Annotated in this window: 17 protein-coding genes; 5 read left to right on the top strand and 12 right to left on the bottom strand. The window is 46.9% G+C overall.

Translation table 11 applies throughout. The features are described 5' to 3' along the window. Window positions 1–17: 17 nt before the first annotated feature. From nuoH to tpiA, 10 genes are all read right to left on the bottom strand, one after another. The gene (gene nuoH, locus Q0V82_RS05130) at window positions 18–1,061 is read right to left on the bottom strand and encodes an NADH-quinone oxidoreductase subunit NuoH (protein WP_221022734.1); all 1,044 of its coding nucleotides are present in this window, start codon (window positions 1,059–1,061) and stop codon (window positions 18–20) included. A gap of 10 nt (window positions 1,062–1,071) precedes the next feature. Continuing rightward, complete coding sequence (nuoG, locus tag Q0V82_RS05135) at window positions 1,072–3,396, bottom strand: NADH-quinone oxidoreductase subunit NuoG (protein ID WP_297573191.1); 2,325 nt, start codon at window positions 3,394–3,396, stop codon at window positions 1,072–1,074. A 61-nt stretch (window positions 3,397–3,457) separates the two neighbouring features. Next, window positions 3,458–4,744 carry an NADH-quinone oxidoreductase subunit NuoF gene (nuoF, locus tag Q0V82_RS05140; RefSeq protein ID WP_297573193.1) on the bottom strand — a complete coding sequence of 429 codons (1,287 nt, stop codon included), beginning with the start codon at window positions 4,742–4,744 and terminating at the stop codon, window positions 3,458–3,460. Beyond that, on the bottom strand, window positions 4,744–5,232 hold the full coding sequence (gene nuoE / locus Q0V82_RS05145; RefSeq protein ID WP_226763156.1) for an NADH-quinone oxidoreductase subunit NuoE: 489 nt from the start codon (window positions 5,230–5,232) through the stop codon (window positions 4,744–4,746). The genes nuoF and nuoE overlap by 1 nt, the downstream gene beginning before the upstream one ends. Then, on the bottom strand, window positions 5,232–6,488 hold the full coding sequence (locus Q0V82_RS05150; protein WP_297573196.1) for an NADH-quinone oxidoreductase subunit D: 1,257 nt from the start codon (window positions 6,486–6,488) through the stop codon (window positions 5,232–5,234). The genes nuoE and Q0V82_RS05150 overlap by 1 nt, the downstream gene beginning before the upstream one ends. Beyond that, the gene (locus Q0V82_RS05155; RefSeq protein ID WP_297573198.1) at window positions 6,478–7,053 is read right to left on the bottom strand and encodes an NADH-quinone oxidoreductase subunit C; all 576 of its coding nucleotides are present in this window, start codon (window positions 7,051–7,053) and stop codon (window positions 6,478–6,480) included. Before Q0V82_RS05155 ends, Q0V82_RS05150 begins: the two co-directional genes overlap by 11 nt. Window positions 7,054–7,085: 32 nt before the next feature. Continuing rightward, window positions 7,086–7,556, bottom strand: coding sequence for an NADH-quinone oxidoreductase subunit B family protein (locus tag Q0V82_RS05160; protein WP_226763159.1), 471 nt, complete (start codon window positions 7,554–7,556; stop codon window positions 7,086–7,088). Window positions 7,557–7,561: 5 nt separating this feature from the next. Continuing rightward, complete coding sequence (gene ndhC / locus Q0V82_RS05165) at window positions 7,562–7,930, bottom strand: NADH-quinone oxidoreductase subunit A (protein ID WP_297573204.1); 369 nt, start codon at window positions 7,928–7,930, stop codon at window positions 7,562–7,564. A gap of 171 nt (window positions 7,931–8,101) precedes the next feature. Beyond that, window positions 8,102–8,419 (bottom strand): preprotein translocase subunit SecG, encoded by a 318-nt coding sequence (secG, locus tag Q0V82_RS05170; protein ID WP_297573207.1) that lies wholly within the window; start codon window positions 8,417–8,419, stop codon window positions 8,102–8,104. A 36-nt stretch (window positions 8,420–8,455) separates the two neighbouring features. Beyond that, window positions 8,456–9,166, bottom strand: a complete 711-nt coding sequence (tpiA, locus tag Q0V82_RS05175; protein ID WP_173533760.1) for a triose-phosphate isomerase — start codon at window positions 9,164–9,166, stop codon at window positions 8,456–8,458. A 297-nt stretch (window positions 9,167–9,463) separates the two neighbouring features. Here tpiA and pstS point away from each other — a divergent pair, with 297 nt between their 5' ends. The 5 genes from pstS (at window position 9,464) to Q0V82_RS05200 (ending at window position 15,010) form a co-directional block, all read left to right on the top strand. Continuing rightward, the gene (pstS, locus tag Q0V82_RS05180; protein WP_297573210.1) at window positions 9,464–10,504 is read left to right on the top strand and encodes a phosphate ABC transporter substrate-binding protein PstS; all 1,041 of its coding nucleotides are present in this window, start codon (window positions 9,464–9,466) and stop codon (window positions 10,502–10,504) included. A gap of 112 nt (window positions 10,505–10,616) precedes the next feature. Beyond that, entirely contained in the window at window positions 10,617–11,573 is a 957-nt protein-coding gene (gene pstC, locus Q0V82_RS05185) for a phosphate ABC transporter permease subunit PstC (RefSeq protein WP_297573212.1), read from the top strand. A gap of 9 nt (window positions 11,574–11,582) precedes the next feature. Further along, the gene (gene pstA / locus Q0V82_RS05190; protein WP_297573214.1) at window positions 11,583–12,434 is read left to right on the top strand and encodes a phosphate ABC transporter permease PstA; all 852 of its coding nucleotides are present in this window, start codon (window positions 11,583–11,585) and stop codon (window positions 12,432–12,434) included. Window positions 12,435–12,460: 26 nt separating this feature from the next. Next, a complete protein-coding gene (pstB, locus tag Q0V82_RS05195) occupies window positions 12,461–13,228 on the top strand; it encodes a phosphate ABC transporter ATP-binding protein PstB (protein WP_221022725.1) in 768 nt (255 codons plus the stop codon). Window positions 13,229–13,408: 180 nt separating this feature from the next. Then, the gene (locus Q0V82_RS05200) at window positions 13,409–15,010 is read left to right on the top strand and encodes a methyl-accepting chemotaxis protein (protein ID WP_297573219.1); all 1,602 of its coding nucleotides are present in this window, start codon (window positions 13,409–13,411) and stop codon (window positions 15,008–15,010) included. Here Q0V82_RS05200 and glmM read toward each other — a convergent pair. Together glmM and folP are read right to left on the bottom strand one after the other, a co-directional pair. Further along, window positions 14,989–16,347 carry a phosphoglucosamine mutase gene (gene glmM / locus Q0V82_RS05205; protein WP_297573221.1) on the bottom strand — a complete coding sequence of 453 codons (1,359 nt, stop codon included), beginning with the start codon at window positions 16,345–16,347 and terminating at the stop codon, window positions 14,989–14,991. The genes Q0V82_RS05200 and glmM overlap by 22 nt on opposite strands. Before the next feature lie 26 nt (window positions 16,348–16,373). After that, entirely contained in the window at window positions 16,374–17,198 is an 825-nt protein-coding gene (folP, locus tag Q0V82_RS05210) for a dihydropteroate synthase (RefSeq protein ID WP_297573223.1), read from the bottom strand. Window positions 17,199–17,200: the final 2 nt, after the last annotated feature.

The raw sequence follows: 17,200 nt of genomic DNA on the forward strand, positions 1-17,200 counted from the left end.
GCGTAAGTCCTTTTCCATTACCAGATCGACCAAGGGGTCTGCATCCAAGCACCCACCAAGACAATCCAAACCAAAGTTACTGGAATAAAGATCTTCCAACCTAGGCGCATTAATTGATCGTAACGATATCGCGGAAATGTTGCGCGGAACCACAAGAAGCAGAACAGCAAAAATGCAACTTTCAACACCCACCACAGCGGGCTCGCAGCGCCAAGAACTGGAATTGACGCTGGGAATGGTGATAACCAACCACCCAAGAACATCACCGAAGCCATGGCTGAAATCAAAATCATATTGGCGTATTCAGCCAAGAAGAACAGCGCAAAACCCATGCCTGAATACTCAACCATGTGTCCAGCAACAATCTCAGATTCACCTTCAGTCACGTCAAATGGTGCACGATTAGTTTCAGCAACACCTGCGATGAAATACACCACAAACAGTGGTAACAGCGGGATCAAATTCCACGATAAGAGCGAGCCACCGGCCATACCCTGACCTTGCTGCTCAACAATCGCGGTGAGGTTCAAACTACCTGAAACCATAATCACGCCAACCAGCGCAAAACCCATTGCCAACTCGTAAGAGATTACTTGAGCAGCTGCACGCATACCGCCCAAGAAAGCATATTTCGAATTAGACGCCCATCCTGCCAAGATCACACCGTAAACACCCATTGAAGTAATGGCCATCACGTAGAGCAAACCTACATTCACATCGGCCAATACATACCCAGGGTAAAACGGCACAACCGCCCATGCGCCTAGCGCAGGAACCAATACCATGATGGGAGCTAAAAAGAACAGCTTCTTATCAGCAGCGCTAGGTGCAATAATTTCTTTTAACAACAGCTTTACGCCATCAGCAACCGGTTGTAGCAGACCGAAAGGACCAACCCGATTAGGGCCAATCCGGATTTGCATAAAACCGATCACTTTACGTTCTGCCAGCGTTAAATAAGCCACGGCCCCCATAATCGGCGCCACAATCAAAACAATCTTGAGTAGCGTCCAAACGACAAAAGCGATGTCATAACCCAAATAACTTTGTAGAAATTCCATGTTCTGCCCCTTAAGCCTTCAGCACTTCAACAGCGCCAACCATATCACCCAAATTACGAGTCAATGGATGCGAAGCAGCAACGCGAATTACATCGTCAAGTAAGCCATCATCGAGCGCCACCAATAATGTGGCACTACCCTGCTCTTGCTGAACAATGGCTTGACCATCAACCACCAAGCCCAATTTAGCCAGTGTCGCCGTATTTGCACGTAAAGTGCTGGCGAGCAAAGCATCTTGAGTGGCTTGTAAACTTGGTGAACGACGAACCATAGCGTCAACCTGATACAAAGGCACTTCACCGAAGCGAACTAAACCCTGTGCAGCTTGTGCACGCACAGCGTGCGTACTTACTACGGCATTACTTAAGCGCGGCGCAATTTCACCAGCTAGCGCTTCATCGCGAATTTCTTCTGATGAGTTGTATTCAAAACCAGAGAATCCAAATAGATTGCCGAGTACTCGGAATACTTTCCACGCTGGACGCGTCTCGCCCAATGGTCGAACTACACCATTAAAGCTTTGCGCTTTACCTTCCATATTCACGAACGTACCTGATGTTTCGCTAAATGGAGAGATCGGTAAAATCACATCGGCATAGTCCATGGCGCAGCTTTGGAACGGTGACATCACCACCACCATCTCTGCATTTTTTGCTGCGGCCATAGCATGAGCACCGTTGTGTGCATCATATTCAGGCTCAACACCTAAAAATACGTACGCTTTTTTAGCGTCTGCCAATGACCCTGCACCAAACACATCCCCACCGAGATCCGCGCCAACTAATTGCGCACCAACACTATTGGCGGCCATGGCTGGCACACCCAATGTCGCGCCGGTTAGCACGGCTAGCGCAGTTGCAGCGGCGTAAATTTCAGCATAACGCGCATTAGTTTGGGCCACATTACCCAATAAAATGGCGGTTTTGGCTTTGCCATCAAAACTCAAAGCAATCGCACGTGCGGCATCAGAAACCAACACATTCGATAAATCAACGCCATTGGGTACTGGTACTGATTTCAACTCAACAAATGCTTGAATAACTTGTAATAAGCCTTCCACCAGCTGGTCCGGACGCACGACAACTTCGCCAACCAGTTTGGTCAACATTTCATCTGAATGCGCATTGACAGCGGATAGCTGCAAGCCTTTTTTCACCGATTGACGTAAACGCTGCGCCAATAATGGCTGCTCTTTACGCAATGTGGAGCCCACCAACAAAACAGCTTCATTTTGTGACAGCTCAAGCAATGACTGCCCTAACCATTGAGCGCCTTGCGTTTTTAGCGAAAAATCAGCACTACGAGCCAATGCCTGCACCGACTCCACACCCAAACCGGCCATCACTTTACGTAAAGCAAATAACTCTTCAACCGTTGAGTTTGGCGATGCAACAGCAGCAACACTGTTTTTGCCATGTTCAGCAATCACTTGCTTTAAACCATTAGCAACATATTCAAGTGCCGTTTGCCAATCGGTTTCTTGCCAAACACCGCCTTGCTTGAGCATCGGCTTAGTCAGGCGCTCTTCCGAATTCAACGCTTCGTACGAATAACGATCGCGATCCGATAACCAGCATTCATTGATTGCTTCGTTTTCTAGCGGCAATACACGCATTACTTTATTGTTCTTAACTTGTACAACCAAGTTAGAACCCAAGCCATCGTGTGCACTCACCGATTTACGGCGAGATAATTCCCACGTGCGCGCGGTGTAACGGAATGGCTTGCTGGTTAAAGCGCCAACCGGACACAAATCGATCACGTTACCAGAAATCTCTGAATTCACCGTTTTGCCAATAAATGGCATTACTTCGGTAAACTCTCCGCGATTGGCCATGCCTAATTCTTGGAAACCGGCGATTTCTTCAGTAAAGCGAACGCAACGGCTGCAATGAATACAGCGCGTCATATCCGTTGAAATCAAAGGTCCAAGATCTTTATTGGCAACAACACGCTTTTCTTCTGCGTATTCAGAGCCAGTTTGGCCATAGCCAACAGCCAGATCTTGCAAAGAGCATTCACCGCCTTGATCACAAATTGGACAATCCAATGGGTGATTAATCAGCAAAAATTCCATTACCCCTTTCTGTGCGGTAACCGCTTGATCAGAATGGGTCCAAACTTTCATGCCATCAGTAACAGGTGTTGCACAGGCCGGCAAAGGCTTGGGTGCTTTTTCAACCTGAACTAGACACATACGGCAGCTTGCGGCAATTGAGAGTTTCTTGTGATAGCAAAAATGTGGGATGTGCACACCAATTGAATTGGCTGCGTCCATCACAGTGCTACCACCAGGGACTGTCAATTTTTTACCGTCGATTTCGATTTCCAACATGCTCGACTCGATTCAAAGGCAATAATTCAAAAGAAAACTCGACTAATTTCAGACGACCCAATTACAAAGGCTTGGATGACTGAGATTGATTAATCAAATCCTCGAATTCATGGCGGAAGTGTTTCAACATTCCACGCACAGGGAAAACTGCAGCATCACCTAACGCACAAATTGTGCGGCCAGCGATGTTATCACCAACACGCGATAGCAAATCGAGGTCTTCCATACGACCTTCGCCATGCGCGATACGATGCACCACACGATACAACCAACCAGTACCTTCACGGCAAGGCGTACATTGACCACATGATTCTTCGTGATAGAAATACGACAATCGCTCTAATGCGCTCACCATACTGACTGTTTCGTCCATCACGATCACAGCACCAGAACCCAACATTGAGCCTGCTTTAGCAATAGAATCGTAATCCATGGTGCATTGCATCATGATGTCAGCAGGCAATACCGGTGCCGATGAGCCACCAGGAATCACCGCTTTCAATTTCTTGCCGTCACGCATACCACCGCACATTTCTAATAATTCAGAAAATGGCGTTCCGAGTGGAATCTCATAATTACCCGGACGATTAACATGACCAGAAACCGAGAATAATTTAGTGCCACCGTTATTCGGTTTACCTAGCTCAAGGAACTTCTGGCCGCCTTCGCGGATAATGTATGGTACTGAGGCGAACGTTTCGGTGTTATTAATCGTTGTTGGCTTGCCGTATAAACCATAAGAGGCAGGAAACGGCGGCTTAAAGCGCGGCTGTCCTTTTTTGCCTTCCAATGACTCAAGCAAAGCAGTTTCTTCACCACAGATATAGGCGCCATAACCATGATGCGCATGTAGCTGGAAACAGAAATCAGAGCCCAAAATATTGTCGCCTAAAAAGCCTGCGGCACGCGCTTGCTCAAGGGCGATTTCAAAACGCTCATAGGCTTCAAAGATTTCACCATGGATATAGTTATACCCAACAGAAATACCCATAGCGTAAGCACCAATAATCATGCCTTCAATCAAAGCATGTGGGTTATACACTTGAATATCGAGATCTTTAAAGGTACCAGGCTCACCTTCATCGGTATTGCATACCAAATATTTTTGACCTGGAAAACTGCGCGGCATGAAAGACCACTTCAGCCCCGTAGGGAAACCTGCGCCGCCACGGCCGCGCAAACCTGAAGTTTTCATCTCAGCAATGATTTCATCTTGAGTGATTTTGTCATTAATGATTTTTTTCAACGCCGCATAGCCGCCACGCTTAACGTATTCGTCAAGGTGCCAGCAATTTGGATCTTCAAATTCGACGCCCTCGAACACGACGCCTTTTACATAGACGGTCATTATTCGAGCTCCGCCAGTTTTTTATCAATGGCTTCTGGCGTCATGTGATTACACATGCTGTGGTTATTCACCAGCATTACAGGTGCATAACCACAGGCGCCCATGCATTCACCTTCTTTCAAAGTGAATTTTCCATCGGCAGTTGTTTCGTTAAAGCCAATACCCAGCTTTTGCTTCAAATAATTAGCCGTGGTATAGCCCCCCGACAAAGCACAGGGCAGATTAGTACAAACCGTAAGCTTGTACTTACCAACCGGCTTCATGTCGTACATATTATAAAAAGTCGCGACTTCATAAGCAGCGAGCGGTGCAATATTTAAATATATCGCAATCGCTTCAACCAACTCATTAGATAAAGAGCGCTTTTCAACTTGAGCAATTCGCAAAGCCCCCATCACCGCAGAGCGAGATTGTTCTGCTGGATATTTGGCTACTTCACGATCAATTTGCTCAATTGAATCTACTGACAGAAGATTGTGTAAAGACATTAGCGATCAATCTCCCCAAATACGATATCTTGCGTACCAATAATTGCAACAACGTCAGAAATCATGTGCCCGCGTGACATTTCATCTAAAGCAGATAAATGAACATAACCAGGCGCTCTAATTTTCATTCGGTATGGTTTATTTGCACCATCAGAAATCATATAAATACCAAACTCACCCTTAGGGTGCTCAATCGCAGCATATGCCTCACCTTCTGGCACATGCATACCTTCAGTAAACAACTTAAAGTGGTGAATCAAGTCTTCCATATTTGACTTCATGCCTTCTCGCGAAGGTGGCGCTACTTTATGGTTAGTCGTAATAACCGGACCTGGATTTTCTTTTAACCATTGCACGCACTGCTTGATGATGCGGTTCGATTGGCGCATTTCTTCAACACGGACCAAATAACGATCGTAACAATCCCCATTTTTGCCGACAGGGATATCAAAATCCATCTTGTCGTAGACTTCATACGGTTGTTTTTTACGCAAATCCCATTCAATACCAGAACCACGCAACATCGCACCAGTAAAGCCCAATGCCAATGCTCGCTCAGGCGATACCACACCAATACCCACAGTACGCTGCTTCCAGATACGATTATCTGTTAGCAAAGTTTCGTACTCATCAACATACTTCGGGAATCGATTAGTGAAGTCTTCGATAAAGTCGAGCAAACTGCCTTCGCGATTAGAATTTAAACGCTTAATGGCCGCTGCATTACGGATTTTCGAAGCTTGATATTTTGGCATTTCATCCGGCAAGTCGCGATAGACGCCGCCCGGACGATAATATGCTGCATGCATGCGTGCGCCAGAAACTGCTTCGTAACAATCCATTAAATCTTCACGCTCACGGAAAGCGTAAAGGAAAATAGTCATTGCGCCACAATCAATACCATGTGCACCAATCCACAACAAATGATTCAAAATCCGCGTAATTTCATCAAACATAACGCGAATATATTGAGCTCGAATTGGCACATCTAAATTGAGCAGTTTCTCAATTGCCATACAGTAGGCATGCTCATTGGACATCATTGACACATAGTCAAGACGGTCCATATAAGGCAAAGACTGGATGTAGGTTTTACTTTCAGCTAATTTTTCTGTGCCGCGATGTAAGAGACCAATGTGCGGATCAGCACGCTCAACCACTTCACCATCCAACTCCAGCACCAAACGCAATACACCATGCGCTGCCGGATGTTGTGGACCAAAATTTAATGTGTAATTACGGATTTCAGCTGCCACCGTAGTTCTCCTCGCGGATAATGCGCGGTGTTATTTCACGCGGCTCGATGGTTACAGGCTGATAGATCACACGTGCCTGTTCAGCGTCATAACGCATTTCAACAAAGCCAGACAGTGGGAAGTCTTTACGGAATGGATGACCAACAAAGCCATAATCTGTCAGCAAGCGTCGCAGGTCTGGATGGCCTTGATAAATGATGCCGTATAAGTCGAACGACTCACGCTCAAACCAATTGATCGCAGGCCAAACATCAACCACGGAATTCACCACTGGAAAGGCATCATCAATACAAAACACCCTTACACGTAAGCGTACATTGTATTTGTAAGAAAGAAAATGATAAACCGTCGCAAAGCGAGCGCCCTCCCATACCCCATCTTTATACGTACTATAATCAACACCACAGGCATCAATTAATTGTTCAAATTGCAACAGTGCATCATCGCGTAGCAATAAAGCCACCTCAGACCACTCGCTTGCCGGTACTTCTAGCGTCACTTCATCCAGCGCGTTTTTTAGAGAAGCCATTTTTGCCTCACCTAAAACAGTCCGCAGACTATCCATGAGCGTTTCTAACTTATTCGCCACAGTTCACCTCACGAGCGCGCAATGGTATTGGTACGCTTAATCTTGTTTTGCAACTGAATAATGCCGTACAAGAGCGCTTCAGCTGTCGGAGGACAGCCAGGAACATAAATATCTACCGGAACAATGCGATCACAACCACGCACAACAGAATACGAGTAATGATAATACCCACCCCCATTGGCACAGGACCCCATCGAAATCACCCAGCGCGGCTCTGGCATCTGGTCGTAAACTTTACGTAATGCTGGAGCCATTTTATTACACAAGGTTCCTGCCACAATCATTAAGTCCGATTGCCGTGGCGAAGGTCGAAACACCACACCAAAGCGATCCAAGTCATAACGTGCAGCACCTGCGTGCATCATCTCTACCGCACAGCAAGCCAAACCAAATGTCATTGGCCATAAAGAGCCCGTACGAGCACTATTGATGACCATATCCACCGTGGTGGTAACAAACCCTTTTTCTTGCGATTCCATTTGCCTCACTCCCACTCTAGAGCGCCCTTCATCCATTCGTAGACGAAGCCGACCACCAGAATGGCCAAGAAAATCATCATCGACAAAAAGCCGAACATCCCCAATTCTTTAAGCACAACGGCCCAAGGAACTAAAAATGCAACTTCCAAATCAAACAAGATAAACAAAATGGCCACCAAGTAATAACGCACATCAAATTGCATACGTGCATCTTCGAATGCTTCAAAACCACATTCGTAAGGTGAGTTTTTTGCCGTATCTGGCCGAGCCGTTCCCAAAGCCTTACTCACCCCGTAGCCGAGCACCAGTGGAATAACGCCCACGAGTAAACCAACCAACAGAAAAAGCAGGATGGGGAAATAGTTTTGCAGCATGAAAATCCCCAGTTCAGAGTATTACAAAAATGCTAGACAGCTTATTGTTATTTTTATTACATAGAAACGCTGGGATTTCCCAGCGTATTTGAAGCTCTAAGTCAGCAAGTCCACAGCCATGTGGTCACTAAACTTAGATATACCAATAAAATCATATGCAATCGCATGGATTTAATCAGGAATTTTTTGCCCTTCAACTTGAGATGCGACCGTAGCAGGTTGAACCGTTGACATAATTGAGGCAGTTTGTTTTGGTGCCGTCAACAAAACCAAGGCCATCGACGTCACAAAAAAAACTGTTGCACAAACGCCAGTAGTACGGCTTAAAAAATTGGCCGAGCCACTCGAACCAAACACACTACCGGCCGATCCGCTACCAAATGCAGCTCCCATATCGGCACCTTTACCATGCTGCATCAACACCAATACAATGACAGCGATAGCAGAAATCACATTTACGGTAAGCACTAAACTGGTAATAAAGTCCATTATTTTCTCATCTCAAGAGCGGCGTGAATTGTACCATCAGCGCGCTGCTTTGCAAATCTCTACAAATTCGAAGGCGGAGAGTGCTGCACCCCCCACCAACACCCCATCGACATGCTGCACAGCCAAAATTGACTCTGCATTATTCGACTTCACGCTGCCGCCATAGAGAACTTTAACTCGTTCATCTAATTGATTTTTAATCAATGCGTGCATCGGCGAAATCTGCTCACTGGAGGCAACCATGCCACTACCTACAGCCCAAGATGGCTCATACGCCACAGCATACAAACCAACTGGTAAATTTTGTAATACCTGTAACTGAGCCGCAACAACTTCTTCTGCGCGACCTTCACGTCGCTGCTCTGCGGACTCACCCACACAGTAAATGCCAAACAAACCGGCATCTAGAGCAGCGCGCATTTTAACACCAGCTTGCTCTGTCGTCTCACCAAATAATCGTCGACGCTCAGAATGACCAACAATCACCATTTCACAGCCAATATCGGCCAGCATCCCTGATGACACCTCACCCGTATATGCGCCAATGTGATACTGGCTAACGTCTTGAGCGCCACACTGCACATGGGTATTGTGAAGAATTTGCCTTGCCAGCATCACGTATGGATACGGCACACAAACCCCCACATTGGCCTGCAACTTAGCTTGAGCGATCTCACCCAAAACCGATTTAACCTGACCAATACTGCCATGCAGCTTCCAATTACCCACCACAAGTTGCTTTGCCATATTTACTTTATCCCTATCAACAGTAGAAATGGTAACGTTCCCAGTCAAGCAACGTCAAACGCTAAAACCCAAACACCACAAACATCGTAAAGACAATCACGCTCAAACCAGCAGCCTAAGCCCTCAGATCCCCGCATGTTTTTAGCGCCAAAGCAAAAGCCACGCCAATTCAAACATCAAATTTAAGGCAACACGCCAGCACATTGCTTTTTGTAATAATTCGGAAACATTAAACGATTACGATGCGCCTTGTTCAATACATACACACTCAGACAAACCCAAGGGATTTAACTGATTATGACTTTAGTTCACAAAATGCTCGTTACCGCAGGTTTGACTGCCGGTCTTTTTAGCCAAGTAATTGCAGCCGACATTACCGGCGCAGGTGCAACCTTTCCGTACCCGCTCTATGCAAAATGGGCCGAGATGTACAAAGCCAAAACGGGTAACGGTATGAACTACCAATCTATTGGTTCGGGTGGTGGCATCAAGCAAATCCAAGCCAAAACCGTTGATTTTGGCGCGACAGATATGCCCCTTAAGCCGTCAGATCTAGACAAAGATGGGTTAATTCAATTCCCAACCGTCTTGGGTGGTGTTGTTCCTGTCGTCAATATTGCCGGTATTACACCGGGTCAACTCAAACTATCAGCCACCTTGCTGAGCGACATTTACTTAGGCAAAGTTAAAAAATGGAATGACCCCGCTGTTGCGGCGCTCAATCCAGGTGTTGCCTTGCCTGCACAAAACATTACTGTTGTTCGCCGCTCTGACGGCTCTGGTACCACTTTCCTCTTTACCAACTATCTGTCGCAAGTGTCGCCAGAGTGGAAAGAAAAAGTTGGTTCAAATAGCTCAGTGCAATGGCCAGCCGGTGTGGGTGGTAAAGGCAATGAAGGCGTAGCGAATTACGTACAACGTATTAAAGGTGCTATTGGTTACGTTGAGTTTGTTTACGCCAAGCAAAACAAACTCTCACATACACAACTATCTAATAGCTCGGGTGCATTTGTTCAGCCGTCAGAAGAATCATTTAAAGCCGCCGCCGCCAGCGCCGACTGGAAAAATGCACCAGGCATGTTCCTTGTAACAACTAATGCACCAGGCAAAGAAGCTTGGCCTATTGCTAGCCCAACGTTCATCCTGATGCACAAAAAACAAGACAAACCAACGCAAGGCGTAGAAGTGCTTAAATTCTTCGACTGGGCTTATGGCGCGGACGCAGACAAAGTGTCTCTTGAACTGGACTACATCCCAATGCCGGACAATGTGGTTGCAATGATCAAGTCCAACTGGAAAACACAACTCAGTGATGGCAAAAATCCAATCTGGAAATAATTCCCCCGATTGAATTGCGCAGAGATACAATTCGCGCGCAGAAAACAAGCACACTGCCCCATAAGTAGTGTGCTTGTTAGTTTCTAAGTTTTGGAGGACCGGAGAATTACTGATGTCTAATATGTCGCAACGGATGAAAACACAACGACTGCAAGATGCATTCTTTGTCAATAGCACCCGTTTCTTTGCTTTTTTTGTACTTGCTCTATTGAGCGGTATTATTATTTCTTTGCTCTATGGTGCCCTACCGAGCATCAAAGCCTTTGGCCTCGGATTTATTTCTTCCAGCGACTGGAATCCAGTGACCGATCAATTTGGTGCCTGGCCATCGATTCGTGGCACATTAATTTCCTCAGCAATTGCCTTGGTTGTTGCTGTACCGATCAGTTTTGGTATTGCCATTTTCCTGACTGAACTCTCACCCGTTTGGCTGCGCCGGCCGCTGGGGATTTGTATTGAATTACTCGCTGGCGTGCCATCGATTATTTACGGCATGTGGGGTCTATTTGTTTTTGCGCCTTTATTTGCCGATCATGTGCAACCTTGGATTACCGAGGTCACCGCCGGTGTTCCTATCTTAGGCCCTTTATTTGACGGCCCTCCAATGGGCATTGGTATGTTTACTGGCGGCTTAATCTTATCGATTATGGTCATCCCCTTTGTGACCTCGGTCATGCGTGACGTCTTTGAAGTGGTACCACCGCTACTCAAAGAATCCGCATACGGCCTTGGCGGCACGACTTGGGAGGTCGTTTGGAATATCGTCGTTCCCTATACCAAAACCGGGATTATCGGCGGCATTATGCTCGGTCTAGGCCGTGCATTGGGCGAAACCATGGCGATCACTTTTGTGATTGGTAACTCAATGAATGACATGAATTCATTGTTTGACCCCGCCACGACCATTTCAGCCACACTGGCCAATGAATTCACCGAAGCACATGGCGAGCTTTACACCTCGTCACTGATTGAACTGGGACTCTTACTGTTCTTTATTACCTTTGTTGTTTTGGTCCTTTCTAAACTGCTCCTCTTGCGCCTCAACCGCAATGAAGGCTCACATTCTTAAGGATCGGTCATGAATAATTTAAACCCTAGCCTTTATCTACGCCGCCGCCTCATCAACCACGTCAGCCTGATCCTCTCAATGATCGCCATGGCATTTGGTTTGTTTTGGCTGTTTTGGATTATGTACACGCTGTTTTCCAACGGGATTGCCGGCTTAACATTACAAACATTCACCCAAACGACCCCGGCTCCGGGCAGCCAAGGTGGCTTAGCCAATGCGATTTTGGGCAGTTTGCAGATGTCCGCCGTCGGTGTTTTGATTGGCACGCCAATCGGCATCTTAGCCGGAACTTACCTTGCTGAATTTGGTAAAAAAGGCTGGTTAGCGCCGACGACTCGCTTTATCAACGACATCTTACTGTCTGCACCATCGATTGTGATTGGCCTGTTTGTATTTGAAATTTACGTCACACAAGTTGGGCATTTTTCAGGCTGGGCCGGTTCGTTTGCTTTGGCTATTTTGGTGATTCCTGTGGTACTAAGAACCACAGAAAACATGCTGCTTTTAGTGCCGACGGCCATGCGCGAGGCGGCCTATGCCCTTGGTGCACCACAATGGAAAATGGTGTTATTTGTCACGCTCAAAGCAGCAAAATCAGGCGTAGCCACTGGCATCTTGCTAGCAGTTGCTCGCATCTTGGGTGAAACCGCCCCGCTGTTATTTACCGCACTGAATAACCAGTTCTACTCAAATATGAATCAACCTATGGCGAACTTACCCGTGGTGATTTTCCAATTTGCGATGAGCCCTTACGCAGAATGGCATCAATTAGCTTGGGCAGGCGCACTCTTAATTGGCTTGTTTGTTCTCGGCATGAATATTATTGCCCGCGTCATGCTTCGCCAACCCAAACAACACTAATTTAGACTTTGAACGGACAATCATTCATGAGCACTCAACATAAAGCTGGCTTGACAGTCAAAAATTTGAATTTTTACTACGGCAACTTTCACGCACTTAAAAACATCAACTTAGAGATTTTAGCCGGCAAAGTGACTGCCTTTATCGGCCCTTCTGGCTGCGGCAAGTCAACCTTGCTTCGTACTTTCAACCGGATGTATGACCTTTACCCCAAATTGCGCGCCGAAGGCGAAATCATTCTCAATGGACAAAATATTTTAGAGTCTAGCGTCGACTTGAATATGCTACGCGCTAAAGTCGGCATGGTTTTTCAAAAACCAACCCCATTTCCAATGTCGATCTATGACAATGTGGCATTCGGCGTAAAGCTCTATGAAACACTGAGCAAATCAGAAATGGATGATCGCATTGAGTGGGCGCTCACTAAAGCCGCGCTGTGGAATGAAGTTAAAGACAAGCTCAAGCAATCTGGTTTAGGTCTTTCTGGCGGTCAACAACAACGTCTGTGCATCGCCCGCGCCGTTGCCGTAAAACCTGAGATCCTCTTGCTCGACGAACCGACCTCGGCACTCGACCCAATCTCAACAGCGCACGTTGAAGAGCTCATTCATGAGCTCAAAAAAGACTACACCATCGCCATTGTGACGCACAATATGCAACAAGCGGCACGGATTTCTGACTACACCGCGTATATGTATTTGGGTGAAATGATTGAAATGGGTGAAACCGATACGATCTTTACCGCACCCAAAGTAAAAGCGACCGAAGACTACATTACAGGTAAGTTCGGTTAAGCAATCATGACGTAGAAAAAGGCCGCTTATGCGGCCTTTTTTATAGGGTATATGACTGCAACGCTTTATAAACAAGGGCTACATGTAAATACCCATGCATTAACTACCTATTTGTCATTTTGGTGTAACACCAGCGACTTATGCTACGGACCCTCACGCCAGAACGCCGAAGCCCGTTACATGAAGATTGCCACACAACTTAAATATGTTAGCGCCATCACCTTGGCCGCACTACTCACTGCGGCGCTATTTTGCAGCTGGAAACTCCATACTCTTAGATTGCATTTTTTAGAAAACCAACAAAAACAAACCAGCATTGCTCAGCTTGCACAAATGAAATCAAGCATGCTCACGCTATCACGGCTCGAAGTTATGGAGCCCGATGCTACGCCACAATTACAGCAAGCCGAGCAGCAAATCCACAGCCTACAACAAGCATTAACGCCTACCCTCACACCGATTCAACAGCAATCTTTGCAGCAAGTACTCAGCCAAAATTGGCAGCGCTATTTAACTCAATTTCGCAGCGCGATTAAAATCGCCGAAACCAGCCCCGAAGATGCCATCACCATTCCAGAGCAACTTTACCGGAATGATTTGTCCCCACTACTTGAACAAATCAGCCAATTAATGCGCCAAATTGTGAGTGATGCACAGCACAGCGAAAGCACCATCCAGCAAGATATTCAGCAACTCATCTGGGGCGTACTGATTCCAATTGGCTGCGCAGGCTTGATAATCATCATTTCTCAACTCGGTTTTGCCAAACGTTTGCAGGGCACTTTACAGAGAATGGGATTAATTGCCAAACGATTGCACGAAGGTGAGATCACGCTGCGAATGCCTGAAAGTCAAGATGAACTCGGTGAGTTAAGCGTCGCCATCAACCGATTTTTACAGCAACTTCAGCAAGTACTCACGCAAGCGAGCATGGCAGCCACGGCAACTCGGGCTGATACACAGCGAATTAGCGATCTATCGAATGCAGTTAGCCAAAATACGCATAATCAATCGCTGCAATTAGATGATATCCGTCACGCCAGTGCAACGCTAAGCAATGCAATTGCTCATGTTGGCACTTTGGCCGCACAAGCAGCAAATACGGCACAATCTTCATCCGCCGCAACGAGCAATGCAGATCAAGCGGGGCAAATCACGCTGAACAACCTCTCGGCTTTATCTTCACACTTCGCGCAAGTCGAGTCTGAAATGCAAACGCTGACACATTCATTTGGTGACATAGTGAATGTCAGTGCCACGATCAAAGATATTGCCGATCAAACCAATTTATTGGCACTCAATGCCGCCATTGAAGCGGCACGTGCCGGTGAATCGGGTCGAGGATTTGCCGTCGTTGCCGATGAAGTTCGTAAATTAGCGCTACACACCACGGCATCGACTCGCAATATCCAAGATATTCTAATCAAAACGCAAACCAATACCAGCGTAACGAGTCATGCAATCAGTGCGGCGAGTTTATGCTTAGGGCAATTTAGTGAACACGGCCAGACGGTGTCACGCTCCTTATCGCAGATTCGCAGTGAAAGCGAAGGCGTCGCGGACATGATGGCGTCCATTGCAGCCGCAGTTGATCAACAAACGGCTGCGGCGCAGGCGATTGCCGATCAAGTCAGTACGATCAGCACCGGACTCAATCACACGCACAATGATAATCAAGCAATCAAACAGGAAATGGCAGAACTGGCGGATGTGGCCAACGATCTTGAGCGATCAATGGCCACATTTCGGACAGAGAATAATTACTCTTGCGCTTCAGCCTGAACGACTGCGGCGATTTTATCGGCCCACTCATGCGCCACGGCGGGGTCGGTATGCTCAACCATGACGCGCACCACCGGCTCGGTACCCGATGGGCGCAGCAATACGCGTCCATCACTACCCATCTCAGCTTCAGCAACAGCAACGGCTTCGGCAATACTTTGTGATGCGTGGCAATCAAAACCTTTCGCAATCCGAACGTTTTTCAACACTTGTTTGGACAGTGACAAATCTTTACAGAATCCTGCCAAGGTTTGATTGCTTTCTTGCAGCGCCTGCAAAACTTGCAATGCAGAAACAATGCCATCACCTGTTGAGTGTTTATCCAAACACAATAAATGCCCAGAGCCTTCACCACCGACCAGCCAGTTATTGCGCTTTAATTGCTCCATCACGTAGCGATCACCCACTTTCGCCCGCACAAATCCGATCCCCTTGGCTTTTAGTGCATTTTCAACGCCTAAATTTGTCATCAAGGTGCCGACAACACCGGCACCCAGAGTGCCTTTTTGCTGACGATGACACGCCAAAACATACAGCAATTGATCACCATCGACGATCGTACCATCTCGATCAACCATAATCAGTCGATCGCCATCACCATCGAGTGCAATACCAAAATCAGCGCCCTCAGCAAGCACCTTCAAACGCAAGGCCTCAGGGTGAGTGGCTCCAACTTCGGCGTTAATATTAAAACCATCCGGCTTCACGCCAATACTGATCACTTCAGCACCCAATTCATGAAACACATGCGGCGCGATATGATAAGTCGCACCATGCGCGCAATCGACCACCAACCTTAGTCCATGCAAATCGAGCTCATTTGGGAAGGTTGATTTACAAAACTCAATATAACGGCCTGCGGCATCATCAATTCGTTTTGACTTGCCAATCTGCTTTGACTGCACACAATGCTGGATCTCTTCAATTGCCGCCTCAATCGCGATTTCAATTTCATCGGACAACTTTTGACCATTCGCACCAAAAAACTTAATCCCATTATCGTGATAGGGATTATGTGATGCCGAAATAACCACCCCTGCCGACAAGCGTAATGCGCGGGTTAAATAAGCAATACCCGGCGTTGGTAAGGGCCCTGTTAAGTACACATCAACGCCTGCCGCATTAAAACCCGCCTGCAAAGCGGCCTCAAGCATATAACCAGAAACGCGCGTATCTTTTCCGATCAAGACGGCGGCATGCTCACTGTTTTTACGCGCACTATTTGCAGCAAACACCTTACCAGCCGCAAACCCAAGTTTCATCGCAAAATCAGGCGTAATCGGATACTCACCGACTAAGCCTCGCACTCCATCAGTACCAAAAAATTTACGCGCCATAATGACCTACCTATTTTGTAATAAGATTATTTTAAAGCTTTCCACAATTTTAATGCATCCACCGTTTCCCTTACATCATGCACACGCACAATGCCAGCGCCTTTTTGCACGGCAAGCAAGGCCGCAACCACGCTTGCTTGTACACGACCAGAAACAGCATAGCCGGTAATTTCGCCCAACATTTTTTTCCGCGAAACGCCAACCAGCAAAGGCAGAGATAACTGCTCACACAATACATCTAGCGACTGGAAAAGTGCCACATTATGCGCCAAGGTCTTACCAAAACCAAAACCGGGATCAAAAACGATGCGCTCAGCAGCAATACCCGCTTGTACCGCCAAAGCAATTCGCTGCTGTAAATAAAGCCCAACTTCAGCAACGACATCCTCATAAGCCGGCGCATTTTGCATGGTCTGTGGCTCACCTTGCTTGTGCATCAAACACACACCAACCTGACTTGCCGCCAAGACGTCCATCGCACCATCCCCTTCTAGGGCGCTAATATCGTTAACCAAATCCACACCAGCATCAATTGCTGCTCGCATCACTTCGGGCTTACGAGTATCAATGGACAGCGGCACATTCAAACTGCTCAGTGCTTGCAAGACCGGAATAACTCGGCGAATCTCGTCTTCAACAGAAACCAGCGCGGCGCCTGGCCGCGTTGATTCTCCCCCAATATCTAAAATATCGGCACCGTCTTTCAATAAACGCTCAGCATGCGCCACCGCATGGACCAAAGTATCATACTGACCACCATCGGCAAATGAATCGGGGGTCACATTCACAATACCCATCACCCAAGGGCGATCTAAGGCCAACCGAAAGCGGCCACAGGAAAAATATTTCATTA

Source organism: uncultured Deefgea sp. (genome assembly GCF_947072475.1).
GTDB lineage: Bacteria > Pseudomonadota > Gammaproteobacteria > Burkholderiales > Chitinibacteraceae > Deefgea.

Coding starts and splice junctions, on each gene's coding strand:
- glmM (WP_297573221.1), bottom strand. CDS start 16,347: ATGGCGCGTAAATTTTTTGGTACTGATGGAGTGCGAGGCTTAGTCGGT.
- Q0V82_RS05155 (WP_297573198.1), bottom strand. CDS start 7,053: ATGGATAGTCTGCGGACTGTTTTAGGTGAGGCAAAAATGGCTTCTCTA.
- pstA (WP_297573214.1), top strand. CDS start 11,583: ATGAATAATTTAAACCCTAGCCTTTATCTACGCCGCCGCCTCATCAAC.
- ndhC (WP_297573204.1), bottom strand. CDS start 7,930: ATGCTGCAAAACTATTTCCCCATCCTGCTTTTTCTGTTGGTTGGTTTA.
- folP (WP_297573223.1), bottom strand. CDS start 17,198: ATGAAATATTTTTCCTGTGGCCGCTTTCGGTTGGCCTTAGATCGCCCT.
- pstS (WP_297573210.1), top strand. CDS start 9,464: ATGACTTTAGTTCACAAAATGCTCGTTACCGCAGGTTTGACTGCCGGT.
- Q0V82_RS05200 (WP_297573219.1), top strand. CDS start 13,409: ATGAAGATTGCCACACAACTTAAATATGTTAGCGCCATCACCTTGGCC.
- nuoE (WP_226763156.1), bottom strand. CDS start 5,232: ATGTCTTTACACAATCTTCTGTCAGTAGATTCAATTGAGCAAATTGAT.
- pstB (WP_221022725.1), top strand. CDS start 12,461: ATGAGCACTCAACATAAAGCTGGCTTGACAGTCAAAAATTTGAATTTT.
- nuoG (WP_297573191.1), bottom strand. CDS start 3,396: ATGTTGGAAATCGAAATCGACGGTAAAAAATTGACAGTCCCTGGTGGT.
- nuoH (WP_221022734.1), bottom strand. CDS start 1,061: ATGGAATTTCTACAAAGTTATTTGGGTTATGACATCGCTTTTGTCGTT.
- tpiA (WP_173533760.1), bottom strand. CDS start 9,166: ATGGCAAAGCAACTTGTGGTGGGTAATTGGAAGCTGCATGGCAGTATT.
- pstC (WP_297573212.1), top strand. CDS start 10,617: ATGTCTAATATGTCGCAACGGATGAAAACACAACGACTGCAAGATGCA.
- nuoF (WP_297573193.1), bottom strand. CDS start 4,744: ATGACCGTCTATGTAAAAGGCGTCGTGTTCGAGGGCGTCGAATTTGAA.
- secG (WP_297573207.1), bottom strand. CDS start 8,419: ATGGACTTTATTACCAGTTTAGTGCTTACCGTAAATGTGATTTCTGCT.
- Q0V82_RS05160 (WP_226763159.1), bottom strand. CDS start 7,556: ATGGAATCGCAAGAAAAAGGGTTTGTTACCACCACGGTGGATATGGTC.